The 16,989-nt window shown below is 75.3% G+C and carries 14 protein-coding genes and 2 pseudogenes; 12 read left to right on the top strand and 4 right to left on the bottom strand.

What is annotated here, in order from left to right; translation table 11 throughout:
- Positions 1–15 precede the first annotated feature (15 nt).
- Positions 16–897, top strand: coding sequence for a LysR family transcriptional regulator (locus BX286_RS29295; RefSeq protein ID WP_121016782.1), 882 nt, complete (start codon positions 16–18; stop codon positions 895–897).
- Between the two features lie 11 nt (positions 898–908).
- Here the strand turns inward: BX286_RS29295 and BX286_RS29300 are convergent, their stop codons facing one another.
- Positions 909–1,391: an Lrp/AsnC family transcriptional regulator gene (locus BX286_RS29300; RefSeq protein ID WP_079432031.1), complete on the bottom strand. Its 483-nt coding sequence runs from the start codon at positions 1,389–1,391 to the stop codon at positions 909–911.
- A gap of 165 nt (positions 1,392–1,556) precedes the next feature.
- Here BX286_RS29300 and BX286_RS29305 point away from each other — a divergent pair, with 165 nt between their 5' ends.
- From BX286_RS29305 to BX286_RS29335, 7 genes are all read left to right on the top strand, one after another.
- Positions 1,557–2,564, top strand: a complete 1,008-nt coding sequence (locus BX286_RS29305; RefSeq protein ID WP_237293153.1) for a DMT family transporter — start codon at positions 1,557–1,559, stop codon at positions 2,562–2,564.
- Positions 2,557–3,753, top strand: a complete 1,197-nt coding sequence (locus tag BX286_RS29310) for an aromatic amino acid transaminase (RefSeq protein WP_079430535.1) — start codon at positions 2,557–2,559, stop codon at positions 3,751–3,753. The genes BX286_RS29305 and BX286_RS29310 overlap by 8 nt, the downstream gene beginning before the upstream one ends.
- 133 nt (positions 3,754–3,886) lie before the next feature.
- Positions 3,887–4,510, top strand: a complete 624-nt coding sequence (locus BX286_RS29315; protein WP_123995246.1) for a hypothetical protein — start codon at positions 3,887–3,889, stop codon at positions 4,508–4,510.
- On the top strand, positions 4,507–5,715 hold the full coding sequence (locus BX286_RS29320) for an MAB_1171c family putative transporter (protein WP_079430537.1): 1,209 nt from the start codon (positions 4,507–4,509) through the stop codon (positions 5,713–5,715). Before BX286_RS29315 ends, BX286_RS29320 begins: the two co-directional genes overlap by 4 nt.
- A complete protein-coding gene (locus tag BX286_RS29325; protein ID WP_079430538.1) occupies positions 5,712–6,626 on the top strand; it encodes a DNA-binding protein in 915 nt (304 codons plus the stop codon). Before BX286_RS29320 ends, BX286_RS29325 begins: the two co-directional genes overlap by 4 nt.
- Before the next feature lie 92 nt (positions 6,627–6,718).
- Positions 6,719–7,198 carry a DUF3574 domain-containing protein gene (locus tag BX286_RS29330; protein ID WP_079430539.1) on the top strand — a complete coding sequence of 160 codons (480 nt, stop codon included), beginning with the start codon at positions 6,719–6,721 and terminating at the stop codon, positions 7,196–7,198.
- Positions 7,199–7,360: 162 nt separating this feature from the next.
- Positions 7,361–9,424, top strand: coding sequence for a SpoIIE family protein phosphatase (locus tag BX286_RS29335; RefSeq protein ID WP_121016784.1), 2,064 nt, complete (start codon positions 7,361–7,363; stop codon positions 9,422–9,424).
- Positions 9,425–9,438: 14 nt separating this feature from the next.
- Here BX286_RS29335 and BX286_RS29340 read toward each other — a convergent pair whose 3' ends face one another.
- Together BX286_RS29340 and BX286_RS29345 are read right to left on the bottom strand one after the other, a co-directional pair.
- Positions 9,439–12,240 carry a SpoIIE family protein phosphatase gene (locus BX286_RS29340; RefSeq protein WP_079430541.1) on the bottom strand — a complete coding sequence of 934 codons (2,802 nt, stop codon included), beginning with the start codon at positions 12,238–12,240 and terminating at the stop codon, positions 9,439–9,441.
- Complete coding sequence (locus BX286_RS29345; protein WP_079430542.1) at positions 12,237–13,223, bottom strand: GlxA family transcriptional regulator; 987 nt, start codon at positions 13,221–13,223, stop codon at positions 12,237–12,239. The genes BX286_RS29340 and BX286_RS29345 overlap by 4 nt, the downstream gene beginning before the upstream one ends.
- Positions 13,224–13,336: 113 nt before the next feature.
- Between BX286_RS29345 and BX286_RS29350 the strand changes: the two genes are divergently transcribed.
- The 3 genes and pseudogenes from BX286_RS29350 to BX286_RS37925 all read left to right on the top strand — a co-directional run bounded on the left by BX286_RS29350 (position 13,337) and on the right by BX286_RS37925 (position 14,908).
- Positions 13,337–13,933, top strand: a complete 597-nt coding sequence (locus tag BX286_RS29350; RefSeq protein ID WP_100862516.1) for a cysteine hydrolase family protein — start codon at positions 13,337–13,339, stop codon at positions 13,931–13,933.
- 53 nt (positions 13,934–13,986) lie between these two features.
- A pseudogene (locus BX286_RS37920) lies at positions 13,987–14,340 on the top strand (GntR family transcriptional regulator); the annotation flags it as partial.
- 340 nt (positions 14,341–14,680) lie between these two features.
- Entirely contained in the window at positions 14,681–14,908 is a 228-nt protein-coding gene (locus tag BX286_RS37925; RefSeq protein WP_315974769.1) for a TetR/AcrR family transcriptional regulator C-terminal domain-containing protein, read from the top strand.
- Positions 14,909–15,205: 297 nt separating this feature from the next.
- Here BX286_RS37925 and BX286_RS29360 read toward each other — a convergent pair whose 3' ends face one another.
- A complete protein-coding gene (locus BX286_RS29360; protein ID WP_100862514.1) occupies positions 15,206–16,354 on the bottom strand; it encodes a glycerate kinase in 1,149 nt (382 codons plus the stop codon).
- A gap of 143 nt (positions 16,355–16,497) precedes the next feature.
- Here BX286_RS29360 and BX286_RS29365 point away from each other — a divergent pair.
- Positions 16,498–16,968, top strand: a pseudogene (locus tag BX286_RS29365) (BCCT family transporter); the annotation flags it as partial.
- Positions 16,969–16,989: the final 21 nt, after the last annotated feature.

The raw sequence follows: 16,989 nt of genomic DNA on the forward strand, positions 1-16,989 counted from the left end.
AGGGGGCCCGCCGCGATGGATCTGTCCGCCCTGCGCTGCTTCCAGGTCGTCGCACGCCACGAGCACATCAGCCGGGCCGCCGCCGAACTGCGCGTCGCCCAGCCCTCGGTGAGCCGCACCGTCGCCCGCCTGGAAGCCGACCTCGGAGTGGAGCTCTTCGAGCGCCGAGGCCGCCGCATCCGCCTGAACCGGCACGGCGCCGCCTTCCTGCGCCGCGTCGACCGGGCGCTGGGCGAACTGGAGGACGGCCGCCGCGAACTGGCGCAGGCGGCCGGCGCCGGCAGCGGCAGCGTGACGGTGGCCTCCGAGACCCTGATGACCCTGGCCGCCCTCCTCCCCGGCTGGCGCCGCGCCCGCCCCGGCGTGGACCTCCGGCTGCGCCAGTGCCCCGCCGACGCGATGGCGCACCTGCTGCGCACCCGCGAGGCGGACCTCTGCCTCGCCGCCGAGCCGCTCGCCGGGCCGGGACTGGAGTCGGTGGAGCTGCTGCGCGAGGAGGTGCTGCTCGCGGTGCCCGCCGGGCACCGGCTGGCCGGGCGTCAGGACGTCGCCGTGGCGGAGCTGGCGGGGGAGCCGTTCCTCACCCCCGGGCCGGGACACTGGCAGCGGGAACTCGCCGACCGGCTGTTCGCCCGCGAGGGCCTGCGGCCCGCGGTCGTCTGCGAGGGCGACGAACCCGGCGCGCTGCTGGACCTGGTCGGCGCGGGCCTCGGGGTCGCCCTGCTCCCGGCGATGGCACGGGAGGCGGGCCTGCGCGGGGCGGTGGCCTGGGCGCGGCTGGAGGGCACCGACAGCCACCGGGTGCTGTGGCTGGTGCGCGACCGTACGGCCTTCCGGCCCGCCGCGGCCGGCGACTTCGCCGCCTTCGTCCTCGCGCACTTCCGCGCGGAAGGCTGACGCCGCAGCCCTCAGAGGGTCCGCGCGGCCGCTCCCGGGGTGGGCCGGGGGTAGGTCCGCGACTGCTTGACGCTGCCGAACGCGAAGCTCGACTCGATCGAGGCGATCCCGGGGATGGCGTGGATCCGGTGGCGGACCAGGGCCTCGTACGCCTCCAGGTCCTCGATCACCACGCGCAGCAGGTAGTCGCTGCTGCCCGCCATCAGATAGCAGTCCTGGATGTGCTCGATCACCGCGACGTGCTGCTCGAACTCGGCGACCGCCTCCTTGGTGTGCCGTTCCAGACGGATCCGGACGAAGACGGTGATCGGCAGCCCGAACGCCACCTGGTCCACCACCGCCGTGTAGCCGCGGATCAGTCCCGCCTCCTCCAGGCGGCGGACCCGGCGCAGGCACGGGGAGGGGGACAGCCGCACGCGGTCGGCGAGGTCCTGGTTGGACAGCCGTCCGTCGGCCTGCAGCTCCCGGATGATCTGGAGGTCGACGGCGTCCATGGCCACTCCCGGGGTTCCTCGGCGCGCTCTCGGCGATTCTTGGCAGATCCTGCCCCAAACGTATGTCCGAGCGGCAGAACTGGCAATCGGCTGCCCCGGCCCACGCCCTAACGTTGCCGGTGAACGGGCCGGACCGGCCCGCTCTCACAGGCTGGAGTGCATCCCTTGGTCGCGACCAAAACCACCGGCGCGTCCGCGCCTGTCGAAACGGCGGGCCCGCCGGCCGGAAACACCGGCCGGTCGGGGCTCTCCCCGCACGCCCAGGGCATGCTCGCCCTCGGCGTGACCGTGGCCATCTGGGCCGCCTTCGCGCTCAGCGCCCGCGCCCTGAGCGCCTCCACCCTGCTGCCCGCCGACGCCGCCCTGCTGCGCTTCGGCGTCCCCGTCCTCGTCCTGGCCCCCGCCCTGTGGCGGCGCAGGCGCAAGATCGCCGCGGTCCGCCCCGGAACCGCCCTGAAGATCGTCTGCGGGGCCGGGGTGCCCTTCTTCCTCGCGGCCATGCACGGCGGGTCCCTGACCTCGGCGGCCTTCGTCGGCTCGATCGTCCCCGGGATGGTCCCGCTCTTCGTCTCCGCCCTGATGGCCGCCCGCGGCCGCGGGCTCCCCCGGGGCGCCCAGGCGGCCGGGCTGGCGCTGATCGCGGCCGGAGTGGCCGCCCTGGTGTGGCGCTACGTCGTCCCCGTCGACGCCGCCGTACTGGAGGGGACCGCCACGCTGCTCGTGGCCAGCGGCCTGTGGGCCCTGTACACCGTGGGGCTGCGCGACGTGGACCTCGACCCCGTCGGCTCGATCGGCCTGCTGTGCCTGCCCTCCTTCGCCGTGATCGCCCTGCTGGTCCTCACCGGGGCCCTCCCGACGGGCCTGGCGCACGCGGCGGGCGCCGACATCGCCCTGTTCCTCGTGGTGCAGGGGCTCGGCGTCGGGCTGTGCGCGGGCCTGCTGTACGCCTTCGCCATCCGCCGGCTGGGCGCCGAACGCAGCTCCGCCGTCGGCAGCCTCAGTCCCGTCGCCGTCGTCCTGCTCGCCGTCCCCGTGCTCGGGGAGTCCCCGACCGCCGCCGTGCTCGTCGGCGTCCCCCTGATCACCGTCGGCGTCGTCCTCGCCAACCGGCGCCCCCGGCCCCGCACCCGTCCCTCCGCCCACCCCCGTCCCGAGGTCCCCGCAGATGCTTGAGCTCCTTCCCCCGCCGCCCACCGACCCGCTGTGGGACCTGACGTACGAGTTCGGCTCCGACGAGCGGGCCGAGCGGCTGAACCTGGTGCTCGGCGTCTACCGCGACCACACGGGCCGCACGCCGGTCATGGCCGCCGTCCGCGAGGCGGAGATACGGCTCGCGGAACGCTCCGAGTCCAAGGAGTACCGGGGCCTGTCCGGCAACTCCGCCTTCAACCGGGCCCTGCTCACCCTGGTCCTCGGGGACACCGGCCCGCAGGGCCCGGCCGGCCGGGCCGCGGCCGTCCAGACCGTCGCGGGCTCCGGGGCGCTGCGGCTGCTGGCCGACCTGATCTGCCGCACCCGCCCGGGCGCCACCGTGTGGATCAGCGACCCGGCGTACGTCAACCACCGCCCCATCCTGGAGGCGGCCGGGCTGGAGGTCCGCACCTACCGCTGGCGCGACGCCGAGGGCCGCTTCGACGCGGCCGGCGTCCTGCGCGACCTCGCGGCGGCCACCCGCGACGACGTGGTGCTGCTCCAGGGCTGCTGCCACAACCCCACCGGCGTCGACCCCGAGCCCGAGGACTGGGAGGCCCTGGCCGCGCTGGCGGTCCGCGACGGCTGGGTGCCGTTCGTCGACCTGGCCTACCACGGACTCGGCGACGGGCTGGAGGCCGACCTCGGGGCCACCCGCCTGCTCGCCGACCGGGTGCCGGAGATGCTCATCGCCGTCAGCTGCTCGAAGAACTTCGGCCTGTACAGCGACCGCACCGGCTGCGCCATCGTCCTCGGTGCCTCCGAGCGGGCCGTGCGGCACGCCGAGACGGCCCTGCAGAACGCCGCCCGGACGCTGTACTCGATGCCGCCCGAGCACGGGGCCGCCGTCGTCACCACCGTCCTGGAGGACGAGGGGCTGCGGGCCGCCTGGCGGGCCGAGCTGGAGGTCATGCGCGGCCGCATCGAGGCCAACCGCACGAACCTCGCCGCACGGCTGGCGGAGCTCGGCTGGGGCCCGCAGGCGGCCTCGCTCGCACGGCAGCGCGGAATGTTCTCCATGCTGCCCCTGACCCCCGAGGAGATGCTCAGGCTGCGCCGGCAGTACGCCATCTACGGGACCACCGCCGGGCGGATCAACATCGCGGGCATCGAGGCCGGGCGGATCCCCTGCCTCGCGCGGGGAGTCGCGGGCGTACTCGCCGGCCGCTGAACCGCTGGACAAAGCATGCAGGTCAAGAGCCCCTGGAGAATGGCCGGATAGAACTCACAGCGGGCGGTGGGCAGTTGGCCGTGTGGCATCATGGCCGCGTTGTCGACCGCTGGGTTCGCCGGAGGACTGAGGGATGAAGTTACCTGGCTCCGCGTTACCGGCGTCGGAGGACCGCAGGCTCAGGCGGCGGCTGAAGAAGGTGCGCCGGACCTGCGAAGGGCTGCTCGCGGAATGGGGCATGGAGCACGGCTGCGGCATCGACGAGCTCCACGCGCACCTCAGCGCGCGGCGCGGGCGTCCCATCCACCTGATCCCGACGGCCTTCCCCGAACGCCACCTGTTCGGGATATGGCTGAAAACGGATGACTTCGACATCATCGCCTTCGAGAAGGCGGCTTCGGCGTCGCACAAGGAACACATCATCGCCCACGAACTCGCCCACATCGCCTTCGACCACCAGGGGTCCCTGCAACTGGACCAGGCAGGCGCCGGTCCGCGCGAGCCGGAGGTGACGGGAGGAGTGGGCGAGGCGGGTGCGCTGTTCTCCGACGTCGACCCCGAGGCCGTGCGCAGCGTGCTGATGCGTTCCCGCTACAGCGACGACGAGGAGCAGGAGGCCGAGACGATGGCCTCCCTGATCCTGGCCCGGGCCAACAAGCGGTGGACCGAGCCCGCCTGGGGGGTGCCGGACGAGGCCGCCGAGATAGTGGCCCGGATAGAGAGCGGTCTGGGCAGGCCCGAGCAGGGGCCGGCGTGATCTACGCGATCCTCGCGTGGGTCTGTGCCTTCGTCGGCCTCGCGGCCTTCGCCTACCGGCTCCCGGACCTGCTGCGCAGACGGCACGACGTCGCCCTGTGGGCGCTGTGCACCTACTTCCTGTGCTCCGGGATCAGCTTCCTGGTCGACCTGGACCTGCTGCGGCTGCACATCTCCGCCTTCTTCGGGCTGCCGAACATCACCTCGCTGATCACCCAGGCGGCGGTCGTGGTGCTCACCGCCGCGCAGCAGGTGGTCCTCGTCTACTGGTCCTCACCGCCCGCCGAGGCGCGCCGGATGGCCCGCCGGCGCGTCCTCGGCTTCGGCGGCGCGCTCGCCGTGCTCGTCGTCTCCTCCTTCTCCGTCGGCCCGGTGGCGCACTCGGAGACGGCCACCTCCACCATCCTGCTCAGCATCCAGCACGGCGGATACGCCGTGTACATGTCCTTCTACCTGCTGGTCTGCGCGGTCGGGCAGTTCGAGACCGTGCGCCTGTCGCTGCGCTTCACCACCATGGCCAACCGCCAGTGGCTCAAGGTCGGCATGCGCACCGTCACCGTCGGCGCCAGCATGATCCTCGTCTACTGCGTCACCCGCGGAATCCAGATCGCCGGCACCCGCCTGGACTTCGACGGCAGCGCCCTCGACCCCATCCAGTGGACGGCCGGCAGCGTCGGCGCCCTCCTCCAGATCGCCGGCTGGACCATCCCCTCCTGGGGCATCCGCATCACCCGCGCCCGCGGCTGGATCCGCTCCTACCGCTCCTGGCACCGGCTGCGGCCCCTGTGGTGGGCGCTGTACCAGGCCTCGCCGGACATCGCCCTGGACCCGCCACGCTCCCGGCTGCGCGACCTCGTGCCCCCGCGGGACCCGCACTACCGCCTCTACCGCCGCGTCATCGAGATCCGCGACGGGCAGCTGATCCTGCGCACCTCCCTGTCCCTGGAGGACTTCTCCCGCGTGGCCCGCTCCCTGGACCTCCCCGAGGACCCGACCTCGCCCCTGGGCGAGGCCCTGCAGGTGCGCGCCGTCCTCAGCCGGCCCGCCGAGGAGCGGGCGGAGCGCGCCGACGCCTCCGAGATCCCCGCGCGGCCCCCGTACGAGGACTTCCGCGACGAGGTGGAGTGGCTGAGCCAGGTGGCCTCCTCCTTCAACCGGCTCGGCCAGGGCCGCCCCGGGCCGGTCGACGCGGGCCTGCTGTCATGACGGCACCCGGGCGGGAGCCGGGGGAGTGCCAGGACCTGGTCCCCCTGGCCGCGGGGGCCGTCGCACGCCTGGTCGCCCTCGACACCGGGCGGGGCGCGACCGCGGCCGTGGCCGCCGTACGGGAGGCCGTGCGACCGCTCCCGCAGCTGTCGGCCGCCCCGGACACCCTGCGCGGCCTCGGCCCCGACCCGCTCGCCGCCCTCGCCGAGCTGGCGGAGGTCATCGGCTGGATCCTCTTCGACGCGGGCCACTACCGCCGCGCCCACCGGATGAACGCGCGGGCCCTCGCCCTGGCGGAACTGTGCGGGGACCGCTGGACGGCCCGGCTGACCCTGCTCAACCACAGCATGCTCACCACCCACACCGGCCGCCCCCGGGCCGCCCTGGACGCCGCCGCCCGGGTGGCCGGGCCGCGCCCGCTGCCCGCCCGCGTCGCCGGCCTCGTCCTGGTCCGCCGGGCCCACGCCACCGCCCTGCTCGGCGCGGACCGCGAACCCCTCCGGCTGATCGCCCGCGCCCAGAGCCGCTTCCTGGACGGGATCTCGCCCCGGGACCCGCACTGGGCGTGGTGGATCGACCAGACCGAACTCCTCGGCCACCAAGGCTGGGTCCACGCCCGGCTGCGCCGCTGGGACCGGGCCATCCCGCTGCTCTACGAGGCCGCCACCGCACCCGGCCCCTCCTACCGGCACCTGTTCTCCGCCGAGCTCCTCGCGGCGTTCGCCGGAGCCGGCGCCTGGCATGAGGCGGAGGAGCTCATCGGACGGATCGCCCCCCGGGCCGCGGCCATCGGCTCGGTCCGCACGACCGAGACGCTGGCCGCCACCGCGGCCGGTCTGCGCCACCGCCGCGGGGCCCCGGCCTCCCTGCGGGACGCGGCGGTCCACCTGCGGGAATCCCTGCCGGCCTGAGCCGCCCGGCCCTTCGGAGGGACGGACCCGCCGGACGGCCGCCACGACGCGCGACACCGACACACCCACCACTCCACAGATTGGACGACGACATGCGCTCTCCACGGATCTCGACGCCCGCCGCCGGCCTGCTGGCCGCGGCGGCCCTCCTCTTCGCCTTCGGCGGTCCGGTGTCGCAGGCCGCCTTCGGCACGCCCGCCGCCTCGGCCGCCCCGGCCGCGCAGCCCGCCGCCGAGCAGGGCACCCCGTACATCTCCACGCACCTCTACTTCGGCACGGGCCGGCACAACGGCAACCCGCCGATCACCGAGGCGGAGTTCAACAAGTTCCTCGCCGACGTCATCACCCCCCGGTTCCCCTCCGGGCTCACCCTCCAGGAGGGCCGCGGCCAGTGGCGTGACAAGGAGGGCGACATCAACAGTGAGAGATCGTACGAGCTCACCGTGATGTACCCGGTGCGCGAGGCCGCCGCCCGCAACGCCGACATCGAGTACATCCGCAAGCTGTACTGCACGACGTGGGAGCTGGAGTCCGTGGGCCGGGCCGACGTCCGCGCCCAGGTCGACTTCTGAGTCCGGCGGGCAGGCGGCGCCGGGGGAGCGGCCTGGACGCCGGGCGCCCCTGCGCGCGCCGCCGCGCCCCCGCCGTTCCGCCCCCGCCACAGCGCCCCATACCGAGCCCTCGGATAGGGTGAATCGGTACGAATCGGACCCCTCGGGGTGAGGATCGGTGTATTGGACACGTACCAGTCGGCGAGCAGGGTGCCCGATCCGCCGGAAGCGGCCGTCGGGTACGCGGGCGTCCTGCGCGAGCTGCTGCCGATCGCCCTGTGGCGGGAGGACGCGGACGGCATCGTCGTGGAGTGGTCCCTGGCGGCCCAGGAACTCCTGGGCCACCGGCCCGAGGAGATCCTCGGCCGCCCCGGCACCGCCGTCCTCGTCCCCGAGGGCAACCGCGGACTCGCCGACGACCTGACCCGCCGCGTCCAGGCCGGCGAGACCGTCGTCGGCACCCTGCCCGTCCGCCACCGCGACGGCCACCGGGTCGCCATGGAGATGTGGATCGTGCCCGCCGCCGACCCCCGGGGCCGCAGGGGCGCCATGCTCATCGCCGTCGAGACCTCCCAGGTCCTGCGCATGCGGGACTCCCTCGCCGCCCTCCAGAGCCTGTTCACCCAGTCCCCGATCGGTCTCGCCACCCTCGGCCCCGACCTGCGCTTCCTGCGCGTCAACGACGCCCTCGCCCGGATGAACGGCGTCCCCGCCGCCGACCACCTGGGCCGGCGGCTCACCGAGGTGGTCCCCGGGGTCAACGCCACCGCGCTGGAGGCCACCATGCGGCAGGTGCTCGAGCGGGGCACCGCCGTCCTCGACGTCCGCCGCACCGGCCGCACCCCCGCCGACCCCGGCCACGACCACACCTGGTCCTGCTCCTACGCCCCCCTCCTCGACGGCAGCGGCCGCACCCTCGGCCTGATCGCCTCCCTCATCGACATCACCGAGGGCCAGCGCGCCCAGCAGGAGGCCGAACGCGCCCGCACCCGCTTCGCCCTCCTCGCCGAGGCCGGCACCCGCATCGGCACCACCCTCGACCTGGGCCGCACCGCCCAGGAGATCGTCGACCTGCTGGTGCCGCAGCTCGCCGACTCCGCCGACGTACAGCTCCTCGAAGCCGTCCTCGACCCCGACGAGACCCACGCCGCGGCCGCCGCCACCCACGGGGTCATGCGCCGCCTCGCCGCCGCCTTCCCCGACCCCACCGCCCCCACCGCCCGCCTGGTCCCCGGCCAGACCCTCCAGATCCCCGCCGGGTCCGTCTACGAACGGGTCATCGCCGAGGGCGTGCCGATGAACCTCTACGCCTCCGACGTCCCCGCCCTGATCACCGACCCCCGCGCCGACGCCCTGCGCGCCTACCTCGCCGCCCTCGGCTCGGCCCGCATGGTCCCGCTCGTCGCCCGCGGCAAGGTGCTCGGCGCCGTCGCCGTCACCCGGCTGCGCAGCCGCGAGCCCTTCGACGCGCAGGACTGCGTCCTGATCGACGAACTCGTCGCCCGGGCCGCCCTCAACATCGACAACGCCCGCATGTACACCGTCCAGCGGCACGCCGCCCTCACCCTCCAGCGCAGCCTCACCAACAGCGCCCTCCCCGACGTCCCCGGCCTCGAGCTGACCGGCCGCTACCTGCCCGCCAGCGACCACGACGTCGGCGGCGACTGGTACGACGTCATCCAGCTGCCCCGCGGCCGCACCGGCCTGGTCATCGGCGACGTCATGGGACACGGCATCCACGCCGCCGCCGTCATGGGCCAGCTCCGCACCGCCGTGCGCACCCTCGCCCGGCACGACGTGCCGCCCGCGCGGATGCTCCGCTCCCTGGACGCGGCCGTCCGCGACCTCGGCGAGGACGAGATGGCCACCTGCGTCTACGCCGTGCACGACGCGGCCACCGGCTGCTGCGTCATCGCCCGCGCAGGGCACCCGCCGCCCGCCGTGGTCACCGCCGACGGCACGGTCGCCTTCCTCCAGGGCCCGCCCGGCACCCCGCTGGGCACCGGAGGCCGCTCCTTCCCCTCCGAAACGGTCCGGCTGCCCCCCGGCAGCCTCCTCGCCCTCTACACCGACGGGCTGATCGAGGCCCGCGACCGGGACCTCGACGAGGGCATGGACCGCCTCGCCCGCGCCCTGCGGCAGCCCGCCCGGCCGCTGGAGGAGCTGTGCGAGGCCGTCCTGGCCCGGCTGCTGCCCACCGCCCCGCAGGACGACGTGGCGGTCCTGCTGGCCCGCACCACCGGCTGACCGGTGGCGGCGGCTCACCAGGCCAGGTCCCCCAGCACGTCCGGGTCCAGACCCGGCGGCAGCTGCGGCTCCCCGCCCGCCGTACGCGACAGCTCCGCCCAGATGACCTTGCCCCGCTCCGTGTAGCGGGTGCCCCACCGCTCCGCGTACTGGGCGACGAGGAACAGCCCCCGGCCGCCCTCGTCGGTGGTGGCCGCGTAGCGCAGGTGCGGGGAGGTGCTGCTGCCGTCGGAGACCTCGCAGATCAGGTTCCGGTCGTTCAGCAGCCGGACCCTCATCGGCTCGTTCCCGTACCGGATCGCGTTGGTGATCAGCTCGCTGAGGACCAGCTCGGCCGTGAACGAAAGCTCCTCCAGCCCCCACGCCTCCAGCTGCCCGGCCGCGGCCCGGCGCACCCGGGAGACGGCCGACGGGTCGTCGGGCACCTCCCACTCCGCGATCCGGTGCGCATCCAGCCGCCGGGCCTCGGCGATCAGGAGTGCGATGTCGTCGCTCGGCGCCGGGAACAGCATCGCCGCCAGCACGTCCGCGCAGGCCTGCTCGGGGCTGCGGCCCGGCCGGGCCAGGGTCCGGCCCAGCAGCTCCAGCCCGGCGTCGAAGTCCCGGTCGCGGTCCTCCAGCAGCCCGTCCGTGAACAGCACCAGCCGGCTGCCCTCGGGCACTGCCAGCCCCGTCGCCTCGAAGGGCATCCCGCCCACCCCGAGCGGCAGCCCGGTCGGCAGCTCCGGGAACTCCACCCGCCCGTCGGGGTGGACCAGCGCCGGCCCCGGATGGCCGGCGCTGGCCATCACGCAGTGCCCCGACACCGGGTCGTAGACGGCGTACAGGCAGGTGGCGCCCGTGATGCCGGCCGGCTCCTCGGCCCCCTCGCCCACCCCTTCGCCGGGCTCCTCGCCCGCGGCCGGCTCGCCGCCCTCCAGCTGGTCGATCCGGTCGATGAGCTCGTCCAGGTGGCCCAGCAGCTCGTCCGGGGGCATGTCCAGCGTCGAGAAGTTGTGCACGGCCGTCCGCAGCCGGCCCATCGTGGCCGCCGCGTGCACCCCGTGCCCCACCACGTCGCCCACCACCAGCGCCACCCGCGCCCCCGGCAGCGGGATCACGTCGAACCAGTCCCCGCCCACCCCGGCCTTCGCCGGCAGGTACCGGAACGCGGTCTCCACCGCGCTCAGGTCCGGCAGCACCCGGGGCAGCAGACTGCGCTGGAGGGTCACGGCGGTGGCGTGCTCACGGGTGAAGCGGCGGGCGTTGTCGATGGAGACGGCCGCACGCGCCCCCAGCTCCTCCGCGAAGGACAGGTCCTCCTCGTCGAAGGGCTCGGGGGTGTCCGCGGCCCGCCAGAAGTTCGCCATCCCCAGCACCACGCCCCGCGCCTGGAGCGGTACGGAGATCAGCGAGTGGAACCCGTACTCCAGGGCCACCCGCGTCCCCGCCGCGTCGGCCGCCCGCCAGCCCATCGCGGCCTGCAGGTCGGCGGCCAGCACCGCCCGCCCGGCGTCCAGGGCCTCCGCCATCGGAGCGTCGGGCACCGCGAAGAAGATGGTGTCCCCGACCGGCTGGAGCGGCTGGTCGGCGCGCACCCCCGTCATCGCCGCCCGCCGCATCCGCGCGTGCATCCCCGCTACCGGCGAGGGCTCGTCCCCGCGCAGCACCGGCTCCAGCAGCTCGACGGTGACGAAGTCCGCGAAGCGCGGCACGGCCACCTCCGACAGCTCCTCCGCGGTGCGCACCACGTCCAGGGTGGTCCCGATCCGCCCCCCGGCGTCGTACAGCAGCTGCAGCCGCTCCCGGGCCACCTCGGCGCGGCCGGACAGCGCGGCGAGCTCGGTGGTGTCGCGCAGGGTCATCACGCTGCCCGAGGGCCGTCCGCCGAACGGCGCGGTGGGCCGTACGTTGACGGCCAGCAGCCGGTCGCCCGCCAGGTGGACCTCGTCCGTGGCCACCCGCCCGGACAGCAGCAGCCCGGCGGTGCGCGGATCGAGGCCCAGCTCGCCGACGTCCCGCTGCTCGGCGTCGGGCGGCAGGTCCAGCAGCCGGCGCGCCTCGTCGTTGGCGAGCAGCAGCCGGTGGTCGGCGCCGACGATGAGCACCCCCTCGCGCACGGCGTGCAGCACCGCCTCGTGGTGCTCGTTCATCCGGGCCAGCTCGGCGGCGCCCAGGCCCCGGGTCTGGCGCCGCAGCCGCCGGCTGACCAGGGCGGCCCCGGCGGTGCCCAGCAGCAGGGCGCCGGCGGCGGCCCCGATCAGCAGCGGGAGCTGTCCCTCGACCACGTGGCCGAGGTTCTCGATCTCTATGCCGGTGGAGACCAGCCCGACCACCTTGCCCCCGGCGTCCCGCACGGGGACCACGGCCCGGACCGCGTCACTGGGCGCACCCCGGAACACCTCGGTGAAGGGCTCCCCGGCTGCCGCCCGCCCGAGGTCGCCGGTGGCGCGCTTGCCGATCAGGTCGGGCCGGGCGTCGGTGTAGCGGACGCCGTCGGTGCTCAGGACGGAGACGAAGTCGAGGCCGGAGGCCTTGCGGGCGGCGTCGGCCAGGGGCTGGAGCTCGGCGGTGGGGTCGGGGGAGGCCAGCGCGGCGGGCAGGCCGGGGGCGTGGGCGAAGGCCTCGGCGGCGGCCAGCGAACGGTTGCGGGCGTCCTTCTCGCTGTCGTGGCCGGCCTGGAAGAACAGGGCCAGCGCGGCGGCCGTGATCAGCAGCAGCACGATGAGCGCCTGGAGGGCGAACACCTGGCCGGCGAGACTGCTGCGGGCCAGCGAGAGGCGCGCGAGCAGGCTCGCCGGCCGCGTATCCCTGTGCCGACCCGAACGTCCGGTCATGAGCCATTTCTAACACTGTCACCGGTTAGGGGAGCGTTGGCCGCCGCCGTGCGGTACGCGCGCGGGCTGCGTCCGAAGGCCGCCGCGAAGCGCTGGCGGAAGGTGACCTCGCTGGCGAACCCCGCCCGGCGGGCCACCTCGGGCACCGGGTGGTCGGTGCGCTCCAGGAGCTTGCGGGCCTCGTCCAGCCGGCGGCCCAGCAGCCATTGGTGGGGCGTGGTCCCGGTGGAGGCCGCGAAGTGCCGGGCGAAGGAGCGCGGGGACATCCCCGCCCAGCGGGCCAGCGTGGCCACGTCCAGGGGCTCGTGCAGCCGGCGCAGGGCCTGCTGGCGCACGGCGGCCAGCGCCTCGGCGGTCCGGTCGGCGGCCGGGGTGGGCCGGTCCAGGTACTGGGCGTGGTCCCCGGCGCGGAACGGTCCCGTCACCATCGAACGGGCGATGGCGGCGGCGGCCTCCGCCCCGTGGGCCTCGCGCACCAGGTGCAGGCACAGGTCGATGCCCGAGGCGACCCCGGCGGAGGTCCACAGCCCGTCGTCCTCCACGAACAGCGGGGCCTCCTCCACCAGCACCGCGGGATGGCGGGCGGCCAGCTGCGGGGCCAGCCACCAGTGCGTCACCGCGCGCCGCCCGTCCAGCAGCCCCGCCTCGGCGAGGACGAACGCCCCCGCGCACAGCGCCGCCACCGCAGCGCCCCGGGCGTGCACCCGCCGCAGGGCCGCCAGTACCGGCTCGGGCGTCGGATCGCAAGGCTCCGCCAGCGCCGGCACCACGACCAGATCGGCCTCGTCGAGCCAGTCCAGTCCCCGGTCGGGGGCCAGGGTGAGCCCGCCGGGCAGGGCGATGGGCCCCGGCTCCAGCGCACAGCGGCGCAGCTCGAACGGGGGCACCCCGCTGCGGCTGCGGTCGGGCCCCCAGACCTCCGTGATGACGGCGAGGTCGAAGGCGCGGATCCCGGGCTGGGCGACGATCGCGACGCGGTGCATGCGGCCACTCTGCCAGAACCCCGCCTGGCGATCCTGCCAGTCTGGCAGGATTCCATCGTTTCGCGTCCCGGGTGCCCCTGGGGCGCCCGGCCCCCGCCCGACATGATCGAGACATGACCGAGAACGCGATCGAGATCGCCCCCGACAGTGCCCTGATCGTCATCGACGTCCAGAAGGGCTTCGACGACGCCTCCTTCTGGGGCCCGCGCAACAACCCGGCGGCGGAGGAGAACATCGCCGCCCTGATGGACGCCTGGCAGGAGTCCGGCCGCCCGCTGGTGCTGGTGCAGCACGCCTCCTCCCGGCCCGGCTCCGTCCTCGCCCCCGACCGGCCCGGGTACGCCTTCAAGGAGTTCGTCGCCGACCGGCTCGGCCAGGAGTCCCTGCTGGTCACCAAGACCGTCAACTCGTCCTTCTACGGCACCCCCGACCTGGCGGACTGGCTCACCGCCCGGGGCGTCCGCCAGCTGGTGGTCGTCGGGATCCAGACCAACATGTGCGTCGAGACCACGGCCCGGATGGCCGGGAACCTCGGCTACGACGTCGTCGTCCCGCTGGACGCCACCCACACCTTCGACCTGGCGGGCCCCGCCGGCCTGTCCCTCACCGCCGACCAGCTCGCCGCGGCCACGGCCGTGAACCTCCAGGGCGGCGGCTTCGCCCGCGTGGTCACCACCACCGAGGTCCTGGCGGCGGCGGAGCCCGCGTAGCGGTGTCACCCCGTGCATTAGGGTCCGTCCCTACCAGTGCACCAGGGGGCGGGATGACGGAGCGGCAACAGGCGCCGTACGCGCGGATCGCGGCCGAACTGCGGGGGCGCATCGAGCGCGGGGAACTGCGTTCGGGGGACCGGGTGCCCTCCACCCGGGCCATCACCCAGCGGTGGGGCGTGGCCATGGCCACCGCGAGCAAGGTGCTGGCCACCCTCGGACAGGAGGGTCTGGTACGGGCGGTACCGGGCGTCGGCACGGTCGTCGCGGCCCGGCCCGCGACCGGCAGGGGCCGTCGCTCCGCCGCCGAGGACGACACGGCCCAGCGCGCCCGGATCGTCCGCGCGGCGGTCGCCCTCGCGGACGCGGAGGGGCTGGCCGCCCTGACCATGCGGCGGCTCGGCGCGGAACTCGGGGTCTCCGCGATGTCCCTGTACCGGCACGTCAGCGGCAAGGAGCAGCTGGTGGTGCTGATGGCCGACGAGGTGTTCGCGCAGGAGCCCCTGCCGCTGCGGCCGCCACCGCACTGGCGGGACCGGCTGGAGCTGTCGGCGGCCCTCCAGTGGCGGCTGTACCGCGCCCACCCCTGGCTGGCGGGCGCCATGAACCTCAGCCGCCCCCTGCTGATCCCCCACGGCATCCGGCACATCGACTGGGCGCTCGCCGCCCTGGACGGCCTCGGCCTGGACGCCGCCGCCCGGATGCAGGCCGCCGTGACGCTGTTCGGATACGTCCCGGGGCCACGCCGTGGACCTGGAGCCGGAGTCGGCTGCCGAGCGGGCCGGCGGGGTGAGCGGGGAGCAGTGGATGCGGGCCCAGGAGGACCGGCTGGCGGCGCTGGTGGACGGCGGCGCCTTCCCGGCCTTCGCGGGCGCCCGCGCCGGGGCCGCCCTCTCCCCGGAGTCCCTTTTCCGCTTCGGCCTGGCGGCCCTCCTGGACGGACTCGCCGCCCGGATCGCGGCCGTCCCCCGCTGACCCGCAGACCCGCGCGGCCCCGGCTCCGGAGCCCCGGCACCCGGCAGCGAGGCCCGGGCACGGGCGAGGCCCGGCGCCCGGCAGCGCGGCCCAGCGCCCGGCTCCGGAGCCCCGGCACCCCGCAGCGCGGCCCGGGCACGGGCGAGGCCCGGCGCCCGGCAGCGGGGCCCGGGCACGGGCGAGGCCCGGCGCCCGGCTCCGGAGCCCCGGCACCCCGCAGCGATGCCCCCGGGCACGGGCGAGGCCCGGTACCCCGCAGCGGGGTACCGGGCCTCGGGAGCCGTGGCCGGCCGGGACTCAGAGGACCTCGGCGGCGATGTTCTGCGCGACCTGCTCCAGCAGGGGACCGGCGTTCGGAATGGACTTCGCCGGGTCGGGCTCCAGGTCTGTCAGCGGGTACGCCTTGCGGATGCCCGCCGCCTCCAGGGCCTCCTGCCCCAGCAGCAGCCGCCCGCACACCGCCACCACCGGCTTGCCGGCGGCCCGCGCCGCGGCCGCGACCCCGGCCGGGGCCTTGCCGTGCAGGGTCTGCTCGTCCAGGGAGCCCTCACCGGTGATCACCAGCGTGGCCCGCTCCAGCGCGGGGGCGAAACCGAGCACCTCCAGCATCAGCTCGATGCCCGGCCGGAAGCTCGCGCCCAGCAGCAGCGCGCCGTAGCCGATGCCGCCCGCGCCGCCCGCGCCGGGGGAGGCGGCGAGCTCGGCGGCCTTGGGGCCGATCGCCTTCTCCAGCACCTGCGCGTAGTGGCCCAGCGCCGCGTCCAGGGTCGCCACGTCCTGCGGCGAGGCCCCCTTCTGCGGGCCGTACACCGCCGCGCAGCCCTTGGGGCCCGTCAGCGGGTTGTCCACGTCGCTGGCCAGCACGAAGTCCACGTCCGCGAACCGCGGGTCGACCCCGGACAGGTCCGCCGACGCCAGCGAGGCCAGCGCCCCGCCGCCCGGGCCCACCGGCTCGCCGTCCGCGTCCAGGAACGCCGCGCCCAGCGCGGCGAGCATGCCCGCGCCGCCGTCGGTGGTGGCGCTGCCGCCCACGCCGAAGACGATCGAGTGCGCACCCGCGTCCAGCGCGGCCTTCAGCAGCTCGCCGGAGCCGTACGTGGTCGCCGTCAGCGCGGCGAAGGTGCCGGCGGGGAGCAGCTGGAGGCCGGAGGCCTCGGCCATCTCGACCACGGCGGTGCCGTCACGGAAGGCGAACGCGGCCGTGACCTGCTCGCCGACGGGACCGGTGACCCTGACCTCCCGGCGTTCGAACCCGGCCGCCACGGCGGCCGCGACCGTCCCGTCGCCGCCGTCCGCGACGGGGAGGGTCTCGACCTCCACGCCGGGTACGGCCCTGCGAAGGCCGGCCGTCACCCGCTCCGCGACCTGAACGGCCGTGAGCGAGCCCTTGAATTTGTCCGCGGCGATGAGCACGCGCGCGGCCTCAGTTACTGCTCCGTCCGTCACCTTGCTAATCCCTTGCTATCGAACAGTGCAGTCGCGCCGCCATGAGCTTATCCGGAGGATCCTCCTATGCCCATGAGTGGCCTGGGCCACATGCGGCGCGCCATGCGCCTAAATACGGATATACGCCTGCATAGTGTGGCCGGATGAGCGCGGAATCACTGGAGCAGGCACGTCCGGACGCCCCTGGCGCGGGGCCCGGCGGCGGCCCGCCGGACGACAGCCCCGACCGCACGGTCGTCACCGTCGGGGTGGCCGCCGTGCTGGCCGTGGTCGCCTGGGCGGCCCTCGGCAAGGGCTCCTTCGACGCCGCCTCGGGCTCCGCCCTGGCCTGGGTGCTGGCCAACTTCGCCTGGCTCTTCGTGATCGCCGCCGACGTCTTCCTCGTCCTGTGCGTGGTCCTCGCCGTCAGCCGCTTCGGCCGCATCCGGCTCGGCGCCGACGACTCCGAACCCGAGTTCGGCAACCTCGCGTGGATCGCGATGATGTTCAGCGCCGGCATGGGCATCGGCCTGATGTTCTACGGGGTGGGCGAACCCCTCACCCACTACCTCGCCCCGCCCCCCGCCAGCGGCGCCGCCCCGCGCACCGGCGACGCGGCCCGCGCCGCCCTGGAGTGAACCACCCGGTACGGGGCC

The sequence above is a fragment of the Streptomyces sp. 3211.6 genome, assembly GCF_003634815.1.
Classification (GTDB): domain Bacteria; phylum Actinomycetota; class Actinomycetes; order Streptomycetales; family Streptomycetaceae; genus Streptomyces; species Streptomyces katrae_A.

Bases quoted from the DNA above. Each gene is read 5' to 3' on its own strand.
- BX286_RS29340 (WP_079430541.1), bottom strand. From the start codon at position 12,240: ATGACCGGACGTTCGGGTCGGCACAGGGATACGCGGCCGGCGAGCCTG.
- BX286_RS29315 (WP_123995246.1), top strand. From the start codon at position 3,887: ATGAAGTTACCTGGCTCCGCGTTACCGGCGTCGGAGGACCGCAGGCTC.
- BX286_RS29300 (WP_079432031.1), bottom strand. From the start codon at position 1,391: ATGGACGCCGTCGACCTCCAGATCATCCGGGAGCTGCAGGCCGACGGA.
- BX286_RS29325 (WP_079430538.1), top strand. From the start codon at position 5,712: ATGACGGCACCCGGGCGGGAGCCGGGGGAGTGCCAGGACCTGGTCCCC.
- BX286_RS29295 (WP_121016782.1), top strand. From the start codon at position 16: ATGGATCTGTCCGCCCTGCGCTGCTTCCAGGTCGTCGCACGCCACGAG.
- BX286_RS29310 (WP_079430535.1), top strand. From the start codon at position 2,557: ATGCTTGAGCTCCTTCCCCCGCCGCCCACCGACCCGCTGTGGGACCTG.
- BX286_RS29350 (WP_100862516.1), top strand. From the start codon at position 13,337: ATGACCGAGAACGCGATCGAGATCGCCCCCGACAGTGCCCTGATCGTC.
- BX286_RS29330 (WP_079430539.1), top strand. From the start codon at position 6,719: ATGCGCTCTCCACGGATCTCGACGCCCGCCGCCGGCCTGCTGGCCGCG.
- BX286_RS29345 (WP_079430542.1), bottom strand. From the start codon at position 13,223: ATGCACCGCGTCGCGATCGTCGCCCAGCCCGGGATCCGCGCCTTCGAC.